22 protein-coding genes are annotated in these 24,640 nt (G+C 55.7%); 3 read left to right on the top strand and 19 right to left on the bottom strand.

The window, feature by feature from the left end:
* Positions 1 to 72: 72 nt before the first annotated feature.
* Complete coding sequence (locus CCASEI_RS07750) at positions 73 to 846, bottom strand: AraC family transcriptional regulator (RefSeq protein ID WP_025387594.1); 774 nt, start codon at positions 844 to 846, stop codon at positions 73 to 75.
* A 174-nt stretch (positions 847 to 1,020) separates the two neighbouring features.
* Between CCASEI_RS07750 and CCASEI_RS07755 the strand changes: the two genes are divergently transcribed.
* Positions 1,021 to 2,079: an ABC transporter substrate-binding protein gene (locus tag CCASEI_RS07755; RefSeq protein WP_025387595.1), complete on the top strand. Its 1,059-nt coding sequence runs from the start codon at positions 1,021 to 1,023 to the stop codon at positions 2,077 to 2,079.
* 64 nt (positions 2,080 to 2,143) lie between these two features.
* Here CCASEI_RS07755 and CCASEI_RS07760 read toward each other — a convergent pair whose 3' ends face one another.
* Positions 2,144 to 2,989, bottom strand: a complete 846-nt coding sequence (locus tag CCASEI_RS07760; protein WP_006823037.1) for an SDR family oxidoreductase — start codon at positions 2,987 to 2,989, stop codon at positions 2,144 to 2,146.
* A gap of 113 nt (positions 2,990 to 3,102) precedes the next feature.
* On the opposite strand from CCASEI_RS07760, the gene CCASEI_RS07765 reads away from it, so the two are divergent.
* Positions 3,103 to 3,498, top strand: a complete 396-nt coding sequence (locus CCASEI_RS07765) for a winged helix-turn-helix transcriptional regulator (RefSeq protein ID WP_006823038.1) — start codon at positions 3,103 to 3,105, stop codon at positions 3,496 to 3,498.
* Between the two features lie 134 nt (positions 3,499 to 3,632).
* Here CCASEI_RS07765 and argH read toward each other — a convergent pair whose 3' ends face one another.
* The 17 genes from argH to uvrA form a co-directional block, all read right to left on the bottom strand.
* Positions 3,633 to 5,078, bottom strand: coding sequence for an argininosuccinate lyase (gene argH / locus CCASEI_RS07770; protein ID WP_025387596.1), 1,446 nt, complete (start codon positions 5,076 to 5,078; stop codon positions 3,633 to 3,635).
* Positions 5,079 to 5,126: 48 nt separating this feature from the next.
* A complete protein-coding gene (locus CCASEI_RS07775) occupies positions 5,127 to 6,347 on the bottom strand; it encodes an argininosuccinate synthase (RefSeq protein WP_006823040.1) in 1,221 nt (406 codons plus the stop codon).
* A 292-nt stretch (positions 6,348 to 6,639) separates the two neighbouring features.
* Entirely contained in the window at positions 6,640 to 7,146 is a 507-nt protein-coding gene (locus CCASEI_RS07780; RefSeq protein WP_006823041.1) for an arginine repressor, read from the bottom strand.
* 10 nt (positions 7,147 to 7,156) lie between these two features.
* Entirely contained in the window at positions 7,157 to 8,176 is a 1,020-nt protein-coding gene (gene argF, locus CCASEI_RS07785) for an ornithine carbamoyltransferase (RefSeq protein WP_006823042.1), read from the bottom strand.
* 56 nt (positions 8,177 to 8,232) lie between these two features.
* The gene (locus tag CCASEI_RS07790) at positions 8,233 to 9,450 is read right to left on the bottom strand and encodes an acetylornithine transaminase (RefSeq protein WP_006823043.1); all 1,218 of its coding nucleotides are present in this window, start codon (positions 9,448 to 9,450) and stop codon (positions 8,233 to 8,235) included.
* Positions 9,447 to 10,382, bottom strand: a complete 936-nt coding sequence (gene argB / locus CCASEI_RS07795) for an acetylglutamate kinase (protein ID WP_006823044.1) — start codon at positions 10,380 to 10,382, stop codon at positions 9,447 to 9,449. Before argB ends, CCASEI_RS07790 begins: the two co-directional genes overlap by 4 nt.
* A 16-nt stretch (positions 10,383 to 10,398) precedes the next feature.
* Positions 10,399 to 11,628 carry a bifunctional glutamate N-acetyltransferase/amino-acid acetyltransferase ArgJ gene (gene argJ / locus CCASEI_RS07800; protein WP_025387598.1) on the bottom strand — a complete coding sequence of 410 codons (1,230 nt, stop codon included), beginning with the start codon at positions 11,626 to 11,628 and terminating at the stop codon, positions 10,399 to 10,401.
* Between the two features lie 30 nt (positions 11,629 to 11,658).
* On the bottom strand, positions 11,659 to 12,702 hold the full coding sequence (gene argC, locus CCASEI_RS07805; protein WP_006823046.1) for an N-acetyl-gamma-glutamyl-phosphate reductase: 1,044 nt from the start codon (positions 12,700 to 12,702) through the stop codon (positions 11,659 to 11,661).
* Positions 12,703 to 12,986: 284 nt separating this feature from the next.
* Complete coding sequence (pheT, locus tag CCASEI_RS07810) at positions 12,987 to 15,473, bottom strand: phenylalanine--tRNA ligase subunit beta (protein ID WP_025387599.1); 2,487 nt, start codon at positions 15,471 to 15,473, stop codon at positions 12,987 to 12,989.
* A 21-nt stretch (positions 15,474 to 15,494) separates the two neighbouring features.
* Positions 15,495 to 16,541: a phenylalanine--tRNA ligase subunit alpha gene (gene pheS / locus CCASEI_RS07815; RefSeq protein ID WP_025387600.1), complete on the bottom strand. Its 1,047-nt coding sequence runs from the start codon at positions 16,539 to 16,541 to the stop codon at positions 15,495 to 15,497.
* Positions 16,542 to 16,711: 170 nt separating this feature from the next.
* Positions 16,712 to 17,515, bottom strand: a complete 804-nt coding sequence (locus tag CCASEI_RS07820) for a TrmH family RNA methyltransferase (RefSeq protein WP_025387601.1) — start codon at positions 17,513 to 17,515, stop codon at positions 16,712 to 16,714.
* A gap of 156 nt (positions 17,516 to 17,671) precedes the next feature.
* Positions 17,672 to 18,178 carry a TM2 domain-containing protein gene (locus CCASEI_RS07825; RefSeq protein WP_025387602.1) on the bottom strand — a complete coding sequence of 169 codons (507 nt, stop codon included), beginning with the start codon at positions 18,176 to 18,178 and terminating at the stop codon, positions 17,672 to 17,674.
* A 186-nt stretch (positions 18,179 to 18,364) separates the two neighbouring features.
* Positions 18,365 to 18,748: a 50S ribosomal protein L20 gene (gene rplT / locus CCASEI_RS07830; RefSeq protein ID WP_025387603.1), complete on the bottom strand. Its 384-nt coding sequence runs from the start codon at positions 18,746 to 18,748 to the stop codon at positions 18,365 to 18,367.
* A 55-nt stretch (positions 18,749 to 18,803) separates the two neighbouring features.
* Positions 18,804 to 18,998, bottom strand: a complete 195-nt coding sequence (gene rpmI, locus CCASEI_RS07835) for a 50S ribosomal protein L35 (RefSeq protein ID WP_006823052.1) — start codon at positions 18,996 to 18,998, stop codon at positions 18,804 to 18,806.
* 90 nt (positions 18,999 to 19,088) lie between these two features.
* On the bottom strand, positions 19,089 to 19,640 hold the full coding sequence (gene infC / locus CCASEI_RS14740) for a translation initiation factor IF-3 (protein WP_081748471.1): 552 nt from the start codon (positions 19,638 to 19,640) through the stop codon (positions 19,089 to 19,091).
* Positions 19,641 to 19,929: 289 nt separating this feature from the next.
* Entirely contained in the window at positions 19,930 to 21,054 is a 1,125-nt protein-coding gene (locus CCASEI_RS07845; RefSeq protein ID WP_225868385.1) for a serine hydrolase, read from the bottom strand.
* A 39-nt stretch (positions 21,055 to 21,093) separates the two neighbouring features.
* Positions 21,094 to 23,937 (bottom strand): excinuclease ABC subunit UvrA, encoded by a 2,844-nt coding sequence (uvrA, locus tag CCASEI_RS07850; RefSeq protein WP_025387607.1) that lies wholly within the window; start codon positions 23,935 to 23,937, stop codon positions 21,094 to 21,096.
* Between the two features lie 73 nt (positions 23,938 to 24,010).
* Between uvrA and CCASEI_RS07855 the strand changes: the two genes are divergently transcribed.
* Positions 24,011 to 24,613, top strand: a complete 603-nt coding sequence (locus CCASEI_RS07855; protein WP_006823056.1) for an MBL fold metallo-hydrolase — start codon at positions 24,011 to 24,013, stop codon at positions 24,611 to 24,613.
* Positions 24,614 to 24,640 lie beyond the last annotated feature (27 nt).

Raw genomic sequence — 24,640 nt, forward strand, 5'->3', positions numbered from 1 at the left:
GTCAGAGCCCTAATCCCTAAACGTTAGGCAACAGTTCATCTGAATGTCTACAAAACTTCAGAAACGACGAACCTAGTATCCCCTGGCGTAGCGCTCGATATACTCACCTGGCGTTAAAAGGAAGTGGCTTTTGAAGACTCTTCCGAAGGCACTGACATTCATGTAGCCGACGCGGGCTGCTACAGCGGCGATATTGTCGATGCTTTTGAACAGCTCAGCCGCGCATTCCATGCGGTTTTGCAGTCGCCATTGGCCCAAGGTCATGCCCGTTTCTGCGAGAAACGCTCTCTCCAATGTTCGCCCGGAAACATGCATGGTCGCTGCTAGTTGCGCCACCGTACGGTCATCACCAGGATTGGCAATAAGCAACGCCGCTACTCGCCTAGCCTGCGGGTGCTGTGGCAGCGGGAGCGTATTTGCCACGATTGGACTCTGTTCGATCAGTGCCAGAATCTGTCGCGCTAAATTGACCTCAGCACAAATGATGGAGGCCTGCGACTGAAGAAAGGCCAACAGCGGTGTTCCCAAATCACGGTCAACGTTAAACACAGTCACCTGGCTCAACGTAGTAGCGATGATATTGACGGGAAACTCAAGGGGCAAGAGGACTGAATTAGCGCCGACGACTAAAGAATGCCACGCCCCTGCCGGAATCCAAACGGCTTGGCCACTAAGCAGCCGAAGAGGCTCCCCGTCAATGAGAAGATCAGTATAGCCGCGCACCTGCCACAACAGCATGTGCTCTTCTTCATGCACTCGATTTGCAATAGAGACCGGCGGGATGGAAATAGCCCACGGATCAGTTTCTTTCTGCACGCGTGGGCGCAGGTCCTGCCGAGTCCGCATGTCACCCTTTCCTACCGTCTACTTATCTTTGGTCTGATTGTGCACAAAAGGTGTCGAATCCTGCAGACCAAGGCTAGCCAAACCTAAATATAGTGTTCCAAGCGCCCGAAACCAACATGAATTCACTACGGGCACAAAGAGGGTGAATTCCCATGAAGAAGGACACGTATTTCAATGACGCAATCAGGTATTTTTCGCGGTACACGCCTTACGGCGCTGAGTGCGGCGGTCATCGCGGCGGTTCTCACGCTGAGTGCTTGCTCAACGGAAATGACTGCCGGTGACACTGAGCAAACCGCTGCAGCTACGGAGGCGAGCAGTCTGCTTCCAGCAGGCGAAGGCACCACGGAGTATCCGCTAACGCTGGAGACCCCATTCGGTGAAACAGTACTGGAGGAACGCCCTGAACGTGTGGCGGTAGTTTCCGCAGTGGGTGTGGATACCGAAAGCCTTCTCGCGCTCAATGCCGTGCCCGTCTTTGCCGTTGCCAAGTATGACGGCGAGGATCCATGGCTGCCAGAGGATTTGTGGGAGCAGGTGGAGTTCACTGAACAGGGCGTTGCCGGCGAGGAAATCTCAGCCGAATCAATCGCGGCTTCCGAACCGGACCTCATTGTGAACCTGCAAGCATATGAGACTTTCGACCAAAATAGGTTTGATCAGCTCAGCTCCATTGCGCCGGTTCTCTACGCCGATGCCGAAGAAACCTCATGGCAAGACGTGCTGAACAGCCTGGGAAAGACGCTGGATTTGGAGACCGCAGCCGCCGAGAAGATCGCGGAATTCGATGCGCGCATAGAAGATATCAAGGCCGATAATCCAGAATTCGCGGGCAAGACCATCTCCATGGTCAACGTTTATAGCCGCGAATACGGGGCTTCCTACGAAACCATGCCGGGTACTGACACCGCGGCCATCGTTGAAAGCCTGGGCTTCACACTTCCTGAAAACGCCTATAAGTTCCCGGAGGAAGAGTATGGGGAAATCAGTGATGAGATGGTCGGTCTCATTGACGCCGATGTGGTCTTGGTAGGCATTTTGGGTGATACCGGCGCCTATTTCACAGACCAGCCACTGTTCCAACAAATTCCAGCTGTAGCTGAAGGTCGCACGGTCATCACCGTGGGCGATGAGGCCCAGGACTTTACCTGGGGCCTGACCCGTGCCGGCATCTTGGGCAAGCTGTGGGCACTGGATACTTTTGAAGACTTGGCCACCCAAGCACTGAGCTAATCAGGCATGAACCGCACGTTCCCGTTCCCTTTTCTCAGGAGGGTTAGAGGCCGTGCGGTTTTACTTATTTGAAGGTCTCAGCGACGGTGGAAGCAGGACGACCGATGAGGTCCTGCAGGTCGGTGCTTTCGGAGTAAAGAGCACCCTTCTCAATGACTGGGTCAGCGCCTGCGAGGCCAGCAGCGAAGTCAGCTGGCAAACCTGCATCAAGCAAAGACTTCTCATACTCTTCAACGGTGAGGTTAACGTACTCGACGTCGGTGCCAAGAACTTCGCCGACCTGTGCAGCGATCTCTGGGTAGGTCAGAGCTGGTCCTCCAGCTAGTTCATAAGTCTTGCCAGCGTGACCGTCGGTGGTAACTACTACAGCTGCAGCTTCTGCGAAGTCCTTGCGGGCTGCGCCAGCAACCTTTGCCTCACCAGCAGCGGAGAAGAACTTACCCATTGCCTTGCCTGTCTCCAGAGCTGCTGCATAGTTCTCCCAGTACCAGCCATTGCGCAGGTTAGCGTGCTCAATGCCGCTTTCTGCAAGCATCTTTTCAGTCGCCTGATGCTCAGGCGCGAGGAAGAGCTCGGAAGAATCCAGGTTGAGCAAGCTGGTGTAAGCGATGAAGGAGACGCCTGCTTCCTTCGCAGCAGCAATGATGTTGGAGTGTTGTTCAACGCGCTTGCCAACCTCAGAAGCGGAGACGAACACGAGGCGGTCAACTCCGTTGAGTGCAGCTTTCAGGGCAGCTTCATCGTCATATGTCGCAACCGCAATGTTGATGCCGCGCGCAGCCAAGTCCTTAGCTTTCTCCTCGTTGCGAACGATGGCAACGATGTCGGATGCTTCAACACTCTTGTTCAACAGGCTTTCAATAACGAGGCCGCCGAGGTGGCCAGTAGCGCCAGTAACTGCAATACGCATGTTGGTAAATCTCCTAAATCAAAGGGTCGTTTGAATACGTTGATAAATATAGCACTTCCAAAAAGTTAGTGCAATACTTTATTTAGGACATTTTAGGGACTAAGGTAATGAGCATGTCCACTAGCAATGATTCCCCCCAGAACGAACTGTGTGCTGATGTCTTTTCTTCTATGTGCACCTCCCGTGGCGCGCTTCAGCACCTCACGGGACGTTGGGGATCTTTGACCATGGTGGCCCTTCTAGAAAGCAACTCCCCCATGCGATTTGCGGAATTGCGCCGCAAGATTGACGGCATCAGCGACCGCATGCTGTCACAAACCCTTGGCCAGTTGGAGCGCGACGGCATGGTCAACCGCCTGGTCCGTAGCTCCATTCCCCCGCACGTGGACTACTCACTGACAGAGCTGGGCACCAAAGTCGCGCAACCGCTCAAGGCCTTGACCAGCATCATTGAGGCCGAACTAGGCAACGTGATGGAAGCCCAAGAGCGCTTTGACTCCGCGCAGTAGTTGACTGGCGTCAACTACTGCGCGGAAGATTTGAGCTCGGCTGGAGCTTGGGCAAGACGAAGAGAGCCGATTTGCCTTAAATATCTTGGGAAATCGGCTCTCTTGTTGGTTGAAGCTAAAGGCTTCCGCGTCGCTTAGTTTTGTGCCTCCGGGCGAACTGGTGTCTGCGCCCAAGTGCGGAACTCGGAGTTGAGCTTGTTCACGGTCTCGCGCTGCTCGTTGACGCGAACGGCAGCGGTGCCCCCCTTGGTGGAGCGAGATGCCACTGCACCATCGATGGTCAGCACGTCACGAACCGCAGGAGTCAAACGTTCATCAACGCCCTTAAGCTCTTCATTGGTCAGATCCACGAGGTCAACGCCGCGGGACTCCGCCAGACGTACGCATTCGCCAGAAGCCTCATGCGCTTCACGGAAGGGAACGCCTTCGCGCACCATCCACTCAGCCAAATCGGTGGCCAGAGTGAAGCCCTGCGGAGCCAACTCACGCATGCGGTCGGTGTGGAATTCCAAAGTGGATACCAAGCCAGTCATCGCAGGAAGCAGCAGATTGAGTTGTGCCACGGAGTCCACGATCGGCTCCTTGTCTTCCTGCAGGTCGCGGTTATAAGCCAGCGGCTGCGCCTTCAGGGTAGCCAGCAGGCCAGACAGGTTACCAATCAGGCGGCCAGTCTTACCGCGGGTCAGCTCAGCCACGTCAGGATTCTTCTTCTGCGGCATGATCGAAGAACCCGTTGACCAGGCATCGCTGAGGGTGACATAGCCAAACTCAGGGGTGCACCAGTAGATGATCTCTTCAGCAAAGCGCGACATATCCACGGCAATCTGAGCCAACACGAATGCAGTTTCAGAGGCGAAGTCACGGGATGCGGTGGCATCCAGGGAGTTCTCCGCAGCCGCATCAAAGCCCAGCTCTTCCGCAATAGCTTCAGGGTTGAGCTGCAAAGAAGAACCCGCCAAAGCACCGGAGCCATAAGGAGAGACAGCCAGACGCTTATCCAGATCCTTCAGGCGGTCAATATCACGCAACAGTGGCTGCGCATGCGCCAGCAGTGAGTGCGCCAGAAGGATTGGCTGCGCTGCCTGCGAGTGCGTCTTACCCGGCATGATCGCATCCGGGTGCTTCTCAGCCTGGCCGGAAATTGCTTCCACCAGGTCGCTAACCTGCAGTGCGATGTCACGGATGGCATCACGCACCCACATGCGGAACAACGTTGCCACCTGGTCATTACGGGAACGACCAGCGCGCAAACGCCCGCCAACCTCAGTGCCCACGATGTCAATAAGACCGCGCTCCATGGCGCCGTGCACATCTTCATCACTTGGTGCCGGACCGAATTCACCCGACGCTACCTTCGCGCCCAGCTCGTCCAATCCCTTCAACATGGTGTCCAAGTCGGCATCGGAAAGCAATGCCGCTGCATGCAGAACCTTTGCGTGCGCCTTTGACGCTAGAACGTCATAAGGTGCCAACACCCAGTCAAAATGAGTGGATACGGACAACGCAGCCATGGCTTCTGACGGTCCGCCGGAAAAGCGGCCGCCCCACAGTGCGCCTTCATTCGTCTTATGTGGCTGCATAGTGCTTAACTATCCTCCGTGAATCAATGAGACGTGGTTGAAAGAGATTTACTCAGATGCGCTGGTTGGGAAACCGCCATCGCGGTCACGCTTGTTAGAAATCTGAGTGGACAGACCGTGCAGCTGAACAAAGCCCTTCGCTGCGGTCTGATCGAAGGCATCACCGGTGTCGTAGGTAGCCAAGGAGAAGTCATAGAGAGACTGTGGGGAACGACGACCGTTGACAACGATCTGACCAGCGTGCAGCACCAGACGGATATCGCCGGTGACGTGCTCTTGGGACTCAGCAATGAACGCATCCAAAGAACGCTTCAGCGGGGAGTACCACAGACCGTCGTAGACCTCCTCGGACCAACGAGCATCAGTCAGGCGCTTGTAGCGTGCCAGCTCGCGCTCCATGGTGACATCTTCCAAAGCTTCGTGTGCACGAATCAAGGTAATTGCACCCGGTGCTTCGTAGACCTCGCGGGACTTGATGCCCACCAGGCGGTCTTCGACCATGTCCAGACGGCCAATGCCCTGTGCGCCTGCACGACGGTTAAGCTCTTCAATGGCCTGCAGGACGGTGACCTGCTTGCCATCGATAGCTACTGGCTTGCCCTTCTCAAAGGAGATGACAACCTCATCCGGTGCGTTGCCCAGTGCTGGATCCTCGGTGTAGGCGTAGACATCCTTTGTTGGTGGGTTCCACAGATCCTCCAGGAAGCCAGTTTCAACCGCGCGGCCCCAGACGTTCTGGTCAATGGAGAATGGTGAGGAAGCTGACTGTTCAATTGGCAGGTCAATCTCTTCAGCAAAAGCAATAGCCTTGTCACGGGTCCATGCGTAGTCACGTGCCGGCGCAATGATGTCCAGGGATGGATCCAGCGCGCGGAAAGAAACCTCGAAGCGGACCTGGTCATTTCCCTTGCCGGTGCAACCGTGGGAGACGTGGGTGCCACCGAATTCCTGAGCAGCCTTCACCAGGTGCTTAGTAATCAGCGGACGAGAGATAGCAGAAACCAGTGGGTACTGCTTCATGTACATGCCGTTGGCCTGAATGGTTGGCAGGCAGTACTCTTCCGCGAACTCATCCTTGGCGTCAATGACAATGGACTCCACCGCGCCGCAATCCAGTGCGCGCTGACGGACAGATTCCATGTCCTCGCCGCCCTGGCCCAGATCCAGCGATACTGCGACAACGTCGCCACCGGTCATCTTAGACAGGTAAGGGATGGCAACCGAGGTATCCAGGCCGCCGGAGTAAGCAAGCACGACACGTGCGTTCATAGTTTTAATCTCCTCTTAATCCAAACATGTGGCCGTGAAAAGTTTCAGCCACACAACAGGTTTTATTGTCCCATGGTACGTCTACTTGCGTAGGCAGTACGTGATGAAATCATCTACTGGAAAATATACACGAAGATACATAATATACAAATTCGACATGCATGAGCCCTTTAGTCATGAGGACTATGCATGCCGATGCTGCTTATACAGCCAGTTATATGGTCGACCCAGAACTTTTATCAAAGAGTCAGGCGTCTTGGCCCTGGCCGTTTACAAGTTAGGCAATTAACTCTTAAACCGTTGGCCCTTCAGATGGTTCTTCGCGGTGACCGGTCAAACGCTGCGCCAGTCCCTTGCCGCTGAGCGGTTCGCGGGCCAGAACGAAGATGGTGTCATCGCCAGCAATACAGCCCACGACGTCATCAAGGCCAACACGGTCGATGAAGCTGGCCAGGTACTGCGCGGCACCAGCTGGGGTGCGCAGCATAGCGATGTTGCCAGAGTTGTCCGAAGACACCACCAGTTCATCTATCATGCGGCGCAGCTTTTCACGTGGGCCGTTGATTTGGTCCACGTACTGGTCCATTTCACCGCCGACGGAGTAGAAGGAACGTCCTCCGTCGCGCTTTACTTTCTTGGCGCCAAGAACATCAAGGTCACGGGAAAGAGTCGCCTGGGTGATGTCGATTCCTTCATCCAACAGCAGATCAGATAGCTGCACTTGGCTGGTAACACGTGTCTTCCCTAAAATTTCCAAGATTTTTGCTTGGCGTGCATTTCGGGTCTTAGGCATGGTCATAGTATTTACTTTAAACTTTCGAAGCGTTGTTCGCGGAAGCTTCTGCGGCCTTGTCTAAAAGCCAGCACATCAAAGCTTTCTGTGCGTGCAGACGATTCTCTGCTTCATCGAATACGCGGGACTGTTCACCGTCAATAACTTCAGCGGTGACTTCATTGCCGCGGTAAGCCGGCAGGCAGTGCAAGAAGATGGAATCAGCGCCGGCCTTTGCCATCATTTCCTCATTGACCTGGTACGGCATAAATGGAGTGCGACGATCCTTGCCGTCTTTTTCCTGGCCCATGGACACCCAAGTATCGGTGATGATGATGTCCGCGCCTTCAACCACATCCAGGCTGTCGGTCACCGTAATGGTTGCACCGGTCTGGTTTGCGCGGTCTTGTGCACGATCCACGAAGTGCTGCTCAGGCTGGAAGTCAGCCGGCGCGCAAATAGCGATGTCTACGCCAGCGGTTGCAAAACCGATGAGGTAGGAGTTCGCCATATTGTTGTTGCCATCGCCCAAGTAGACTGCCTTTTTGCCCTTGAGCTGCTCTACCCCGCCGTATTCTTCGGCACAGGTGACCAAGTCCGCCAGAATCTGGCATGGGTGCAAGTCATCCGTCAAAGAATTGATGATCGGCACGGTTGCGGTCTCCGCCATGTCAATGAGGTTCTGGTGCGCGAAGGTACGCCAGATAATCATCTCCGTAAACCGTGACATCACCGCTGCAGTGTCCTGCAGAGTCTCACCCTTGCCCAACTGCGAGCTTTGGTCAGTCGCCACAATCGCGTGACCGCCCATCGCGGCAATACCAGCCTCGAATGAGAATCGGGTACGAGTAGAAGACTTAGAAAACAGCAAAGACACCGACTTCGGGCCCTCCAAAGGACGAAGCTTGAACGGGTCCTGTTTCAACTCCAGTGCGAGCTCCAGTACTTCCTTCTGCTCTGCTGGCGTGAGGTCATCATCTGCCAGGAAGTGACGGATGCCGCTCAATCCAACCTCAGGTGCGTGTGGGATTGGTTCTGGCCTCGTGGTCGTGCTCATCAGGTGTTAATCCTTACTGTCTTAAGTGTTTCTAGTTTCAGAGTGGCTCAGTGTGACTAGGTGTAGCTAAATTTTTGCTGCGACACCGTGTTGAAAATGCTGCTCAACTTGAAAGTGGCGTCGGCAATGTCTTGCTCGGTGATAACCAGCGGCGGTGCAATACGCACCACGTCATCGCTCGGGGCGTTGAGGATTAGCCCGTTCTTCAGGCCTTCGGCTACTACTGCCTTGGCAACAGACTGTTTGAGCACAACGCCCAAAAGCAGGCCTTGGCCACGCACGTGGTCTACCAGCGGAAGGTTGGAAATTTCCGCGGTGAACTTCTCGCCCTTGGATTCAACTTCCGCGATGAACTTTTCATCCACCACATCCAACACCGCATTCGCTGCGGCACAAGACACTGGGTTGCCTCCAAAGGTAGTGCCGTGGCTGCCCGGTCCGAAGAGTTCTGCGGCTTTGCCCACGCCAATGCAGGCGCCAATCGGTAGTCCCGCGCCAAGGCCCTTGGCCATGGTGATGACGTCGGGAACAATGCCCGCCTTTTCAAAGGCGAAGAAGCTGCCTGTTCGGCCGACGCCAGTTTGGACTTCATCCACAATCATCAAGATTCCGTGCTCATCGCACAGCGCGCGAATATCCTTGAGGAATCCCTCTGGTGCTGGCACAACGCCGGTCTCACCCTGGATTGGCTCCAGGATGATAGCAGCGGTGTCAGTCGGATTGATCTCCACCAGCTGGCGCAAATACTCAATATCGCCATAAGGGTAGAACTCCACCCCTCCAGGCAGTGGGCCAAAAATGTCCCGCTTGGAAGGCTGACCTGTCATGGCCAATGAACCCATGGTGCGGCCATGGAAACCGTGGTTCGCGGCTAAGATGCGGCCGCGGCCAGTCAAACGTGCAAGCTTGAACGCCGCTTCATTGGCTTCCGCGCCGGAGTTGGAGAAAATGACGCGCGCGGAGTCATCTCCTACTTTCTCTTTCAGACGCTGTGCCAGCTTGACTGCAGGCGGAGACGCGAAGAGGTTACTGACGTGGCTCAAAGTGGAGACCTGCTCCGTCACCGCTTTAACTACCGCCGGGTGGTTGGTGCCCAAGGAATTCACGGCAATACCAGCCAGAAGGTCCAGATATTCATTGCCATCTTCATCCACCAGGTACGCGCCGTGCCCAGAAACAACTCCCAGCGGCGGGGTGCCGTAGTTGTTCATCATGGCTGATTGCCATGCGCTGGTTAGAGTTGATTCCTTCGAGGTTTGCTCAGAAGTGTTCACTGGGCATCATCCTTCCTGAACACGGTGCCTTCTGGGTACCGAGAGCGTTCATAATTATCGGGCAAAACCATGGTGCCAATGCCACCCATGGTGAGAAGTTCCAACAGGACAGAATGCGCCAGACGGCCATCAATAACGTGTGAAGCCGCAACGCCACCCTTGACGGCATTGAGCGCGGATTCCATTTTTGGAATCATGCCGGCATCGAGCTGCGGGAGCATTTCTTCCAGCTTGGAGGCTTCAATCTTGGAAACCAAAGATTCCTTATTCGGCCAGTCGGTGTACAAGCCCTCAACGTTGGTCAGCATGACAAGACGTTCCGCGCCGATAGCTTGAGCAAGTTCACCGGCCGCAACATCAGCGTTGATGTTGTAGACCTCGCCGCTGGTACCTGGCGCAATACCGGAGACCACCGGGATGCGGCCAGCTTCAATAATGTCCATGACAGCAGAAGGGTTCACGTCCGTAATGTCGCCCACCAAGCCGATATCGGTCAGCTCACCATCCACGTTGACCAGGCGCTTGGTCGCGGTAAATAGCCCGGCATCCTCACCGGAGGTACCCACGGCATAAGGACCGTGTGAATTGATCAGGTTAACCAGGTCTCGGCCGACCTGGCCGAACAAGACCATGCGTACAACTTCCATGATTTCGGGGCTGGTTACCCTGAAGCCGCCTTTGAATTCGCCAGCGATACCAATCTTGGCCAGCATCTCATTGATCTGCGGGCCGCCGCCGTGCACCACCACCGGCTTGGCGCCAACGGTGCGCAGGAAAACCATGTCAGCGGCAAAGGCGCGCTTGAGATCTTCATCAATCATGGCGTTGCCGCCGTACTTCACCACCACAATCTTGTTGCGGTAGTGCTGCAGCCACGGCAGGGCCTCAGCTAAGACCGCCGCGCGGTCCGTGTCAGTCATTCCTTGCATCATGTCTAGTCCCCCTTTATTAAGAGCTATACGCCGAGTTGATTTCCACGTACTCGTGCGACAAGTCAGTGGTGCGCACAAAAGCCGTGCCGTTGCCGCTGGTACCCAGGTCCACCAGCACGTCGATGTCCGCGCCGGACAGGTCTACTTCACGCGCGCCAGGTGCACCGGTGGATTCAACACACACTGGTTGGTCGTTGAAAAAGACCGAAATATTATCCGGGTCCATATCGGCATCAGCCATACCCACCGCGGCCAGCACACGGCCCCAGTTCGGGTCGGAGCCAAACATTGCACACTTGAACAGGTTGTCGCGGCCCAAGGTCCGGGCAGCATTCAATGCTTGTTCATCAGAGACCGTGCCTTTGACGGTGATCTTCACGCGCTTGGTCACGCCCTCAGCATCTGCTTGCAGCTGATTGGCCAGATCGGCACAAGCCTTCAGCACGGCCTCATCCAGTTCTTCCTGGGTTGGTTCCACACCAGATGCACCGTTTGCTTGAATAATCACCGTGTCATTGGTGGAGGTAGAGCCATCCACATCCAGGGTGTTGAAGGTGACATCGCAGGCTTTGCGCAGGGCTTCATCCAGCGCAGCCGGGCTCGCAATGGCATCGGTGGTCAGGCTCACCAACATGGTGGCCAAAGATGGCGCCATCATGCCAACGCCTTTACCCATGCCGCCAATGGTCCAGCCTTCGCCGTGCACAGCGGTCTGCTTCGGCAAGGTATCAGTGGTCATAATCGCCGTGGCGGCACCAGCACCAAAGCTTGGGTCCGCGCCCAGGTTCTTTGCAAGCTTTTCGATGCCCCCGTGAACTTTATCCATCGGCATCAGCTCCCCGATAAGCCCTGTGGAGCACACGGCAATCTCATGGGATGCAAGACCAAGAGCTATCGCGGTGCCTTCGGCCATCTTCTTCGCATCCGCCATGCCCTGCGCGCCGTTGCAAGCATTGGCGTTGCCGGCGTTGAAAACGACAGCCTTGATCTGATTCGGCTCGCCTTCCACCAGAGCTGCTCGGGATACCTTGACTGGGGCTGCGACCACGCGGTTGCGGGTAAACACAGCTGCTGCGTCAAAACGTGGTCCTTGGTTGACCACCAGTGCCATGTCGGAATTGCCAGAAGGCTTAATGCCCGCGGTGGTGGATGCCGCAAGGAAGCCCTGAGGCAGGGTCACACCCAGTGGCAAAGAGGCAGATGATTCAGCTGACTCAACTGGCCCAGTGTTTTCTGAAGAAGTCATGGAGGTTGTCCTTTTCATTCAAGCTAATTTTTAAGGCGCGACGGCTGCTTGTGGCAGTCCTGCGGTTTCATCAATACCCAAGCTTAGATTCATGCACTGCACCGCAGCACCGGCCGTGCCCTTGGTCAGGTTGTCCAGGGCGGAAGTGATGATCAGCTTTCCGGCGCGCTCGTCCACGTGCGCCTGGATGTGGCACATGTTGGAGCCGACCACGTATTGAGTCTGCGGCTGCTGGCCCTGTGGGAGGACGTGGCAGAAAGGCTCTTCCGCATAAAATTCATCGAAGATCTTCGTAACCTGATCTTGGGTCACGCCTTCCTTCAGCGGTGCGGTGATCGTTGCCAGGATGCCGCGCGGCATCGGTGCCAGCACCGGCGTGAAGCTGACATTGACGGTCTTTTCCGCAAATGGGGTGAGGTTCTGAATGACCTCCGGGGTGTGACGGTGGGTTCCGCCAGGTGAATAAGCCTTCACGCTGCCCATGGTTTCCGCACCGATGAGCGGAACGGAAGCCTTCTTACCAGCGCCAGAGACACCAGTGACCGCGATAATGGTCAAGTCGGGCTCAATGATCTGCGAATGAATAGCAGGCAGCGCACCCAACGTCATGGTGGTGGGGAAACAACCAGGCACCGCTACCCTCTTCGAGCCTTTGAGCTGCTCACGGTTACCTGGCAGCTCCGGAATGCCATAAGGCCAGGTGCCTGCATGCTCAGAGCCATAGAAGTCTTCCCAGTCCTGGGCATCTTTCAGACGGAAATCAGCTGCGCAGTCAATGACTACAACGTCTTCGCCCAACGCTTTAGCAATAGGACCAGAGTGGCCATGTGGCAAACCCAAGAAGACCACGTCGTGCCCTTCCAATTTTTCCACGGTGGTATCCACGATGGTGCGATCTGCCAACTGCGGAAGGTGGGGCATCAACTGCGCCACGGATTGGCCAGCATTGGAGTGGCCGGTTAAAGCGCCGATTTCCAAGTCGCCGGACGCATATGCCGGGTGGTTAAGAAGGAGGCGGAGAACTTCGCCACCGGCGTAACCCGTGGCGCCTGCGATTGCAACTTTGTATGTCATGTGAAACACAATAGTAAATTATGCAGGCAACCGCAAACTATACATGGAATATCGTTCGAAATTCCATGTAAAGGGTAAACCAGAGGCCACACAGCAGATACGGGCAAAGCGGGGGCTACACCACGGACAAGGAACAAGCTGGAAGCCCCGACCTATCAGCCGGTTCAGTGTCGTAGCCGAACTCAAGCGGTGCATATGATCTGCAAAAGGCCGCGTTTCTACCTGTAAATCTAGTGGAAACGCAGCCTTGTTGTCAGCGAAAATGCGCGGTAATTAAAGAAACATTATGCGCGCATCTCTGCGCCGAGGCGCTCACTCGCAAGTTCAGCTGCGGCAAGGCGGTGAGTGTTGACTTCATCATCGGTCAGGGTGCGCTCCGCTGCGCGGAAGAACATCTTGAATGCCAAGGACTTCTTGGACTCGCCGAGCTTCTCGCCACGGAAGATATCGAATAGCTCAACGCTTTCCAGAAGCTCCCCCGCGCCCTCTTCCAAGGTGCGGCGAACGGTCTCTGCTGGAACGTCCTCATCCACAACCAGCGCGATGTCCTGGTGCAAGGATGGGAATGAAGAAAGCACTGGTTCTGGCAGGTTCTCAGTAAACGGCAACGCAGTGATATCCAGCTCCATCGCACAGGTGCGCGCTGGCAGGCCCATGGCCTTGAGAATCTGTGGGTGCAACTCGCCGGCGTAGCCGACTACTTTCCCACCAACCTTGATGGCAGCACAACGACCTGGGTGCCACGGCTTTACATCAGCGTTTTCAACCTCAATCTCAACACCAGCAGAGCGTGCTACCTGGCGTGCAGACTCAATAGCATCCGCGTAGGTGTAGGCACGGCCTTCACCCCATGGGCCTTCAAACTCCAGATTGCCGGTACCAACGGTGGCCACGTGCAGTGGCTGCGCTGGCAAGGTGTTGACCAACTGCTCAATCTCCTCATCCGATGGACGCTTGGACACATCTGGCATTGGAGTGGAATCAGCGCGCTTGAAAGACACCTGCTGCAAGCCAAACAGCGAGACATCTGTGCGGCCACGCGCTACGTTGCGTGCGATGGCATCAAGCATGTTCGGTAGCAAGGTGCTAGACAGTACAGACTTGTCCGCTTCCAGTGGGTTCTGCACGGAAACGACGTTGCGGCGCTCATCATCAGCGTCCAGTTCCCACGTGTTGAAGATTTCTGCGTTCACAAATGGGCTTGGGATGACCTCTGCGTAGCCGGCGTATGCCAGACCATGACCAATCGCGCGACGGCGCTTTTGTGCCGCAGTCAGACCAGTGGAACCAATGGTTGGGATGGGAAGGATGGAAGGAATTGCTTCCAGGCCTTCAAGGCGCAGAATCTCTTCAATCAGGTCAACATCTTCAGCAATGTCGGTGCGCCAGGATGGGATAGTCACATCCACAGCGTTGCCGTTGTCACATGCCGAAACCGAGCAACCAACCTCTTCTAGGCGGGCAGTGATGGTCTCACGGGAGTAGTCCACGCCGGCGTAGCGCGATGGCTTGGACACATCCATGGAAACAACCGGTGCTTCAGGGACATCGCCCACGATGGTGCGCCCTTCCTCGACGTGGCCGCCGCCGTACTGCACGAGCAGCTCGCAGGCCAAGTCCAAGGAGTATTCAACAATCGCTGGATCAACGCCGCGTTCAAAGCGACGGGAGGCTTCGGAGCTCAGCTTGTGGCGGCGTGAGGTACGCGCAACGGTGATTGGATCCCAGGTAGCGGACTCGAAGTAGACATCGCTGGTCTCATCAGAGATCTCGGAGGTAGTACCACCCATGACGCCAGCCATGGACTGGATTCCGTTGTCATCGCAGATCACGACGTCTTCGGCAAACAGCTCACGCTTGACGTGGTCGAGGGTCTCAAACTTCTCGCCGGCTTGTGCATTGCGGACAACCAGGTTGCCTGCGACCTTGTTGGCGTCGAAAGCGTGCATTGGCTGGCCCAGGAAGAACATGACGTAGTTGGTGACGTCGGTTGCCAGATTGACTGGGCGCTGCCCAGCCAGCATCAAAATGCGCTGCATCCAGAATGGTGAGTCAGCGTTTGGGGCAATGCCAGTGACTTTACGCAGGCCGAAGCGGATAGCCTTGGTTTCCTCGCGCAGGTCAATATCAATCAGGCTGCCATTGGCTGCCGATGCCTCACCGACTGGGTCAACGAACTTGAGATCGAATGCGGAGGCGATTTCACGGCCTAGGCCACGCATGGACAATGCGTAACCGCGGTCCGGGGTGATGTTGACATCGAATACGGTGTCAGCGCCGCCGAGCAAAGTCAGTGCGTCATCACCGATGTGCTGTGCATAAGACTCATCAAGAGTGATGATGCCCTCGGACTTTTCAGTCAAGCCCAACTCGGATGCAGAACAGATCATGCCGTTGGAGATGTGACCGTAGGTCTCACGCGCGGCGATCTCAAAGCCACCAGGAAGCACTGCACCTGGAAGGGATACTGGGACTAGGGAGCCTTCTTCGAAGTTGCGAGCACCACAGATGATGCCTTGCAGCTCACCAGTGCCGTTGGCCTGGCCAACGTTGACCTGGCAGTAGCGGATTGGCTTTTTGAAGTCGGTGAGTTCTTCAATCTTTTCAACACGGCCAATGACCACTGGGCCCTTGATTTCGGGCAGTGGCTCATAGCCTTCGGTTTCAAAACCGACGCGGACGAAGCCGGCGTCGAGTTCTTCGCTAGTAACGGTCCAGCCTGGGTTGTGCTCACCGAGGACGCTGTGGAGCCAGTTTTGTGAAATAAGCATGTGGTTTTCCTTCCTCGGAATTTAAGCTTGGACGCCGAATGGCAGGGTGAAACGGACGTCGCCTTCGACCATGTCGCGCATGTCAGAAAGGCCATTGCGGAATTGCAGGGTGCGCTCAATGCCCATGCCAAAAGCGAAACCCTGGTACTCCTCTGGGTCTACGCCAACTGAACGCAAAACGTTTGGGTTGACCATGCCGCAGCCGCCCCACTCGATCCAGCCTGCGCCGCCCTTCTTGTTTGGGAACCACACGTCCACCTCAGCGGATGGCTCGGTGAATGGGAAGTAGTTGGTGCGCATGCGGGTCTTGGTGTCAGGACCGAACAGCTGACGCGCCAAGTGATCCAGGGTGCCCAGCAGGTTTGCCATGGTCAGGCCCTTATCGATGGCCAGACCCTCAATCTGGTGGAACACCGGGGTGTGGGTTGCGTCCAGCTCATCGGTGCGGAATACGCGGCCTGGGCAGACGATGTATACAGGAACATTGCGGCCCAGCATGGTACGAACCTGCACTGGTGAGGTGTGGGTGCGCAGAATCTGCTTGGAGCCTTCTTCACCAACGTAGAACGTGTCCTGCAAGGTACGTGCGGGGTGGTCCGGCTTGAAGTTCAGCGCGTCGAAGTTGAAGTATTCTGCTTCCACCTCTGGGCCTTCGGCAACTTCCCAACCCATGCCGATGAAGATATCGGCGATGCGCTCGTTCAGCGCGGTGATTGGGTGCAGCGCACCGGTCTGCTGGCGGGTGGTCGCGACAGTAACGTCGACGGTTTCGGCAGCGAGCTGCTCAGCACGAGCCTTTTCTTCCAGAACCTGGTTGACTTCCGCGAAGTGCTTTTCCGCCTTTCCGCGCGCCATGTTGACCATGCGGCCGGCATCCTTGCGCTCATTTTTAGGCAAGGTTCCAAGTGACTGGCGTGCCTGGGATATAAAGCTCTTGTCTCCCAGATGCCCACGGCGAGCTTCTTGCAGCTCCTCGAGGGTGGTCGCCGCATCAAATGCTGCAACGGCCTCATTGGCTGCAGCTTCTAATGATGCCTCGTTAATTTCTATCTCTGGGGTAGCAGACACGTGTCCTTCAACCTCTTTAACTTGGACGAAAACTTCAGTTTGATAACGCAACCATCCTACAGTCTCGCCCCACCAAGCACGCAGCTAACCCCACCAAAGAGTGAGACGGACTGCCATCGGATTTCCCAACGCTCAGTCCGTCTCACTCTCCGGTCACAATCAATGGGAATCTAGCGGTTCTGCGCCTTCGCGGATTCGTACAAGCAAATGCTCGCCGCGGTGGCCAGATTCAAAGACTCGGCACGACCTCGCAGCGGAATGCCGACGCGGATATCAGCGGCATTGAGAAGCTCTTTGCTCAAACCATGCGCCTCATTGCCAAACAACCATGCCGTTGGCTTGGACAAGTCCACCTCATCGAGTGTTGCATCACCCTGCGGTGCGGTGGCAAGAATCTGCAGGTTAGAAGAGCGCAGCTTACCCAGCACGTCTTTGATGTTGGTATCGCGTGCGGTTGGGATGTGGAATAGCGAGCCCGCCGATGCCCTCGCAACCTTCGACCCCAATGGATCCACGGTTTCACCGGCGAAGATGACGCCATCCGCGCCCATGGCGTCTGAGGTGCGAATCAAGGTACCAGCGTTGCCTGGCTCGGAGGTCTCCACCGGAACTGATACCAGTTGCGGCTTGCCGTTGAGAATCTTGCCCGGGGTCCACAACACAGGAGTACACAAGGCAAAGATACCCGTGGTGGTTTGGGTATCAGACAGGGACTTCACTGCCCTATCGGTGATTGGATGAACATAGACGTCCATGTAGCCCGCCGCTGTGACGATATCCGCGAATTTCTCCGCGGCACGCTCAGTAACAAACACATCCGTGGCCGCACCGGTAGACACCGCCGCATCTACGGAATTGTCACCTTCGACGATGAAAGCATTCGCCTTCTTGCGCGCTGAGGAGCGGTGCAGCTTTGCCGCGTTAACAATGCGCGGGGTGCGTTCGGTAAATGCTTGTTCAAAATCCAATGCCATGCCGTTTAATCTACCAACCACTGATGCCTTATAAGCATTCGCGCAAAAACCTCTTCCCCACCAATCAACTCACCATCAACTACCGGGGTATGACAAAGCCCGCTGTAGCCGAAGCACACAGCGGGCAAATACAAGAATCAAGCAGGCTAACGAGGACTAGGTCAGCGGTACGCCATCAGCGTCCACACCGTATTCACCGCTGCGCAACAGAACGCGAACAAAGTCAACAAATGCCCAGATCGCAACGGCGCCAAGCAAGACGAAGCCAACCAAGAAAATAGCGGTCAAATAACCAACCAGGGTCATTACCAGCTGAGTGACCGCGCGATTGCGGTAACCGAGGTAGAAATTGTGCGCGCCCCAAGTGCCAAGGAACGCCGTGAGCAACACCGTGGCAACCCAAGACTTGGGTTGGCCGGGATTGCGAATCAGTCCTGACTGCTGGGCATAAGGCGCCGGTGCACCCGCCATGGGCTGCTGCTGAAACGGGTCATAAGCCTGTTGCCCGCCCTGCCCGCGCGGGTCTGCAAGCTGCTGTCGTGGGTTTGGCTGCGGACTATTCAACGACTCCTGGTACTCGGCATAAGACTGCGGCCGCGGCGTTTGCTCATCATTTGAGTAGTCGTCGCGTCCTTGGTCGAATGAATTATAAGGATTCGTCATGCAAACTCGCTCTCAAAAGATATTTCAGGTTCTAGCCGGTGCTGCCCAGCTTAGGTCGCACGGGGACTAACCACCACTGAGAAAACACTTGTTTATCGAAACATTATGAAAGCCCAAGCTCTTCGTAATCTGAGATTCAGATGAAGAGCTTGGGCTTTCAAGTAGCCGTATGTTTAAGGCTTAGACTTAGGCAGCCTTAGGAGCGTTAACGTCCTCTGGCAGTGCAGCCTTTGCAGCCTCGCACAGTGCGGAGAATGTCTCGAAATCATTGACAGCAATCTCAGCAAGGATCTTGCGGTCCACCTCGATCTCAGCCAGGCGCAGGCCGTGGATGAGACGGTTGTAGGTGATGTCGTTCATGCGAGCTGCAGCGTTGATACGCTGGATCCACAGCTTGCGGAACTCAGACTTACGCGCGCGACGATCGCGGTAAGCGTAGGTCATGGAGTGCAACCACTGTTCCTTAGCCTTACGGTACAGGCGGGAACGCTGGCCGCGGTAGCCCTTAGCGGACTTCAAAATCGCGCGACGCTTCTTCTTGGCGTTGACTGAGCGCTTTACTCGTGCCACGGTGTTACTTCCTTAACTATCTTTGACGAACTATTTGTGGGTGATTAGGCGCTAATTACGCGCGGCCAAGCAGGCGCTTGATGCGCTTGGTGTCTGCCTGAGCAACTTCTTCGGTGCCCTTCAGACGACGGGTGCGCTTGGAGGTCTTACCTTCCAACAGGTGGCGACGGCCAGCCTGCTCACGGCGCAGCTTGCCGGAACCAGTCACCTTGATACGCTTTGCGGTGCCCTTGTGGGTCTTCTGCTTCATGAGATTCCTAAATCCTTGACGAGTCGATAACGCGGTGCAGCGCACCCCAACAGGAGCGCACGGTACAACCGTCGAATTGAACTTTTCGGGCTACTTCTTACCCTTGCGGTTTGGACCCAAGAGCATGGTCATATTACGACCATCCTGCTTAGGGCGGGACTCCACGATGCCGAATTCTTCGACATCTGTAGCCAGACGCTCCAGCAGACGGTAACCAAGTTCAGGACGTGATTGCTCACGGCCACGGAACATGATGGTTACCTTTACCTTGGAACCCTTTTCCAGGAAGCGAACAACGTTTGCCTTTTTGGTCTCATAATCGTGATCATCGATCTTAGGACGGAACTTTTGTTCCTTAACCACAGTCTGTTGCTGGTTCTTACGAGATTCGCGGGCCTTTTGAGCCTGCTCGTATTTGAATTTGCCGTAGTCCATGATCTTGGCTACAGGCGGCTTAGCGTTAGGGGCAACCTCGACCAGATCCAGATCTGCCTCAAAAGCGAGCTTTCGTGCGTCGTCAGTATGTACGATGCCTACTTGTTCGCCTCCGGGACCGACCAGACGTACTTCTGGTACTCGGATGCGCTCATTAATGCGAGCTTCAGAGCTGATTGTGTGTCTCCTAAGTGAGAAGGGATAGATTGTTCACCTACCAGCCACAAACGGAAAATCCCGCCTGCCTGATATTTAAACCAGTGCAGCCGGGAGCTCTCAAAAGTTGCCAAGCAAACTCACCTTCGAATCCAAAGGCTGGTCTAGCTTGGTTACCTTTTTACCTGTATCCTGCACAAGTTTCCTTGTACGGAATGAGGTGGGAGATGCTCCGCTTGCGACCCGATGCTCCTGAAAATGGCGCTACGGGCGGTAGTGCAGATAACTTTAACACCACCTTATCCAACATCCAAATCGCAACACCCCAAGTCACTGTTGGTTATTCTTCGTCTTCCTTGGAAGACTCCCGCGAAGGTTCTTCGGTGGATTCTGCGGACTCTTCCTCCGTTGGCTCTTCCGATTCGATTTCGGCGGATGCTTCAGAGACCGAAGCTTCTTCCGTGGATTCTTCTTCAGTAGGTGTGTGAGAGGTTGAGGTGGCGAAGCAGTCATCGACTGGCTTGAGCTCGCCGGTCTCTAATGCTTTGTCAATCAGCGTTTCTAGGCGGCTAGCAATCTCATCGAGCGCGGCGGCGGAGACGTCTTCTACTGAGTCATACTCGGTGTCATCCAAGAAAGCCATGTCATCATCCCAGGTCATCCACGAGGTAGAGATGGCTATACCAACTTCCCCACCGTCAACAGGCATCACGCCCATCTGCCGGGAGGTGTACTCACCATCGGAGTCATCCAAGCCCCAGCCACCCTTGGAGTGCACGTCACCGAGGCCCGATAAGCCCCACTTTTGCCACTCCACGATATCTTGCATGGCGTCATAGACATATTCAGATTCAGGGACGCAGCCCAGACGGGAGGCAAAGCGCGCCTGGGCTTTGCCTTTCCAGGTGGACATGCCAAAGGCTTGGTCCATTTCGACATCGGATTCAAAATCATTGAGCAACTTTTCGATGCTCTCAATCGCGCTGCCCTCAGTCCATTCGACCTGCTGCCACAAAGCATAGGCAGCATCATTGTCTGACTCTTTAATGGCGGCGTCCACGAGGGACTCGTCCGCGCCGTCACGCAAGGCAGCGATGGCGATGGGAACCTTGATGGTTGACCAGGCGGGCTCAGCCCCCTCGCCACCAGCCAGGTGTTCATCGGTATCACCGACTACCGCCAGCGATACGGTCGCGCCATATTTGTCCTCGACATCGGAGACAATCTGCTCCATGGCGGCCGCGAGGTTTTCATCCTCGAGAATCTCAACGTCTTTTTCTTGCACAAAACCTGGGGCTGCAGAAGACGTGGTGGCAGTCGGCGCACCTGGCCCGCCCGGCATCGCACAGCCGGTGAGCAACGCGATGGAAGCAGAAAGCGCCACCGTCAGTGAGGCTCCCCGGGACATAGCCTTCCCGCGGGCAGTCCTTCTCTTCGCACGTGGCGAGTTCTGATGTGAAGTCACGTCAAGAAACACTAGCCCAGGAAATTACCTGGGCCGCAACTAGCTCTCCAGAACTGGCTTGAGGAACTGGCCCGTGTAGGAGCCTTGCACTGCAGCGACATCCTCAGGTGTGCCTTCAGCCACTACGGTGCCGCCGCCGTTTCCGCCTTCCGGCCCCATGTCCACAATCCAGTCGGCTGCCTTGATGACATCCAGGTTGTGTTCAATGATGAGAACCGAGTTGCCCTTATCCACCAAGCTTTGAATGACCAGCATCAGCTTGCGGATGTCTTCAAAGTGCAAACCTGTAGTTGGCTCGTCCAGAATGTAGATGGTGCGACCATTGGTGCGCTTTTGCAGCTCAGATGCCAACTTCACACGCTGCGCTTCACCACCAGACAAGGTGGTTGCGGCCTGACCAAGACGGACATAGCCCAGACCCACATCCACCAGGGTTGCCAGGTAGCGGTGAATGGAGGTGATGGGTTCGAAGAACTCAGACGCCTCAGAGATAGGCATGTCGAGGACCTCAGCAATGTTTTTGCCCTTGTACAAAACCTCTAGGGTTTCGCGGTTGTAGCGTGCGCCTTCACAGACTTCACACGGAACATAAACATCTGGTAGGAAGTTCATCTCAATCTTGATGGTGCCATCACCCTGGCACGCCTCACAGCGCCCGCCCTTGACGTTGAAGCTGAAACGTCCCGGCTTGTAGCCGCGAACCTTGGACTCCTGGGTCTCAGCGAACAAGTTACGGATCTTGTCAAAGACACCCGTGTACGTAGCCGGGTTGGAACGTGGGGTGCGGCCAATTGGAGACTGGTCAACCTGCACCAGCTTGTCCAAGTGCTCAACGCCTTCGACGCGCACCGCGCGGCCCGGCACCTGACGCGCACGGTTGAGCTTATTCGCCAGAGTCTTGGCCAGAATCTGATTAACCACAGTGGACTTACCGGAGCCGGACACACCGGTAATACACACCAGAACGCCCAGTGGGATTTCCACGTCGATGTTCTTCAGGTTGTTCTCGTGCGCACCCACGACCTTCAGAGTGCGTTCTTTATCAATCTCCCGGCGTGAATCCGGCACACCAAGCTTCTTTGCGCCCGATAGGTATTGTCCGGTCAAAGACTCCTTGGACTTCAAGATGCCTTTGGGCTCGCCCTGGTAGATGACTTCGCCACCGTATTCGCCAGCGCGTGGCCCGATATCAATGAGCCAGTCTGCTTCACGGATGGTGTCTTCATCGTGTTCCACCACGATCAGGGTGTTGCCGATATCGCGCAGACGCTTCAGCGTCTCAATCAGACGGTGGTTATCACGCTGGTGCAGACCAATGGAAGGCTCATCTAGCACGTAAAGCACGCCGGCAAGACCGGAACCAATCTGCGTTGCCAGACGAATACGCTGTGCCTCACCACCGGACAAGGTGGACGCACCACGGTCCAGGGTTAGGTAGTTCAAACCGACATCCAACAGGAAGCGCAGACGTGCCTGGATTTCTTTCAGCACGGCACCGGCGATGATTTCTTCACGGTGACCAAGCACCAAAGAATCCAAGAACTTCGAGGCATCCTCAATGGACAGTCCAGTCAGACCTGCGATGGACAGCTCATCAAATCCTTGCGCTGCCAAACGCACAGCAAGGATCTCTGGGCGCAGGCGCGAGCCCTTACAGGTAGGACAAGGCACTAGGCGGGTGTACTGCAGCAGGCGGTCCTTGGCCCAATCAGAATCCGTTTGCTCGAGCTTGCGCTCAAGGAAGCCGATTGCGCCCTCAAAAGGTGCGGTCCAGTTGCGCTGGCGCCCATAACGGTTCTTGTAACGGACGTTGACTTCCTCATCGGTGCCGTAAATCAGGGCATCGCGCTGCTCCTCGGTGAGCAAGCTCAACGGCGCGTTCGGATCGAAGTCCATCGCCTTGCCCAAGCCTTCAACCAGCTTCACAAAGTACTTGGAGTTCGGCGAAGAGCTCCACGGCTGGATGGCCTCGACTGCTGGTGCATCCTTATCTGGAATCAACAGATCCAAGTCCACTTCAGTCTTGGTACCGATGCCATCGCAAGCTGGGCAAGAACCAAATGGTGCGTTGAAGGAAAAGGCGCGTGGCTCATATTCCTCAATGGTCAGCGCGTGGCCATTCGGGCAGGATGCCTTCTCCGAATAGGTGTGGGTCAACTCTTCGTTGTCCACATAATCAATGGTCACCAGACCATCGGCAAGCCGCAGCGCAGTCTCCACCGAATCCGTCAGACGCTGCTTGGCAGAAGCTTTGACCTGCAAACGGTCAACCACAACGTTGATATCGTGCTTAATCTGCTTCTTAAGCTTCGGGGGCTCATTGAGCTGAATCAGATCTCCATCGACGGTCGCGCGCACGAAACCCTGCGCCGCCAAATCTTCGAACAGATCCACAAACTCGCCCTTGCGCTTGCGCACAACCGGAGCCAAAACCTGGAACTTGAGCTTTTCTTCCTGCGCTAAAATAGAATCCACAATCTGCTGCGGAGTTTGACGCTCAATAGTCGCATCACACTTCGGACAGTGCGGGGTACCCGCGCGAGAGAACAAAAGGCGCAGGTAGTCATAAATTTCCGTAATCGTACCTACGGTCGAGCGTGGGTTATGGTTGGTGGATTTCTGGTCAATGGACACCGCCGGCGACAGACCATCAATAAAGTCCACATCGGGTTTATCCATCTGGCCTAAAAACATGCGGGCATAGGAGCTCAAAGACTCAACGTAGCGACGTTGACCCTCGGCGAAAATAGTGTCAAAGGCCAGCGAAGACTTGCCGGAACCGGACAGGCCGGTAAATACCACCATTTTGTCGCGCGGGACATCAATGTCCACTCCTTTAAGGTTGTGCTCACGTGCACCGCGGACTACTAAACGATCAGCCACTTGTTGGTTTTTCTCTTCCTCTGATGACTTTTATGTTCTACTCTTCATCGAACATACCCGTAAGGTGGTGAATATGACGAACGATATTACTCTCCATCACATCTCAGTTTCTGAGATGGACAACAATTGCTACCTGCTCGCATCAAACGGTGAAGGCCTGCTTATTGATGCCGCCGATGATGCCCAAGCCATTTTGGCCATGGCTGAACAAGCCGGCGTGAAAATCACCAAGGTTCTCACCACCCACCGCCACTGGGACCATGTCCGCGCGCTGCAAGAAGTCTTGAAAGAAACCGACGCCACGCACTATGCAGCATTCCTGGAATCGCCAGCGTTGCCATCGTCTGTCGATGTCGAATTGCAGCACGATGACACCATCGAATTCGGCGGCCGGGAACATGACGTCATTATCTTGCGCGGACACACTCCAGGTGGCGCGTGTCTGGCCGTAGACATGGACGGTGTGCCGCACTTGTTTGTTGGTGACTCCTTATTCCCTGGCGGAGTGGGCAAGACCACGTCTGAAGGCGACTTCGTGCGTCTTTACAAGGATGTTACGGAACGACTCTTTGACATCTACCCCGATGAAGCAGTGGTCTGGCCGGGCCACGGAAAGGCCACCACGCTGGGCGATGAGCGCCCACACCTGGGTGACTGGTGGGACCGCCGCTGGTAGTCGCGAACCGATAACAATTTTACTGGA

This window comes from Corynebacterium casei LMG S-19264 (genome assembly GCF_000550785.1).
Lineage (GTDB): Bacteria > Actinomycetota > Actinomycetes > Mycobacteriales > Mycobacteriaceae > Corynebacterium > Corynebacterium casei.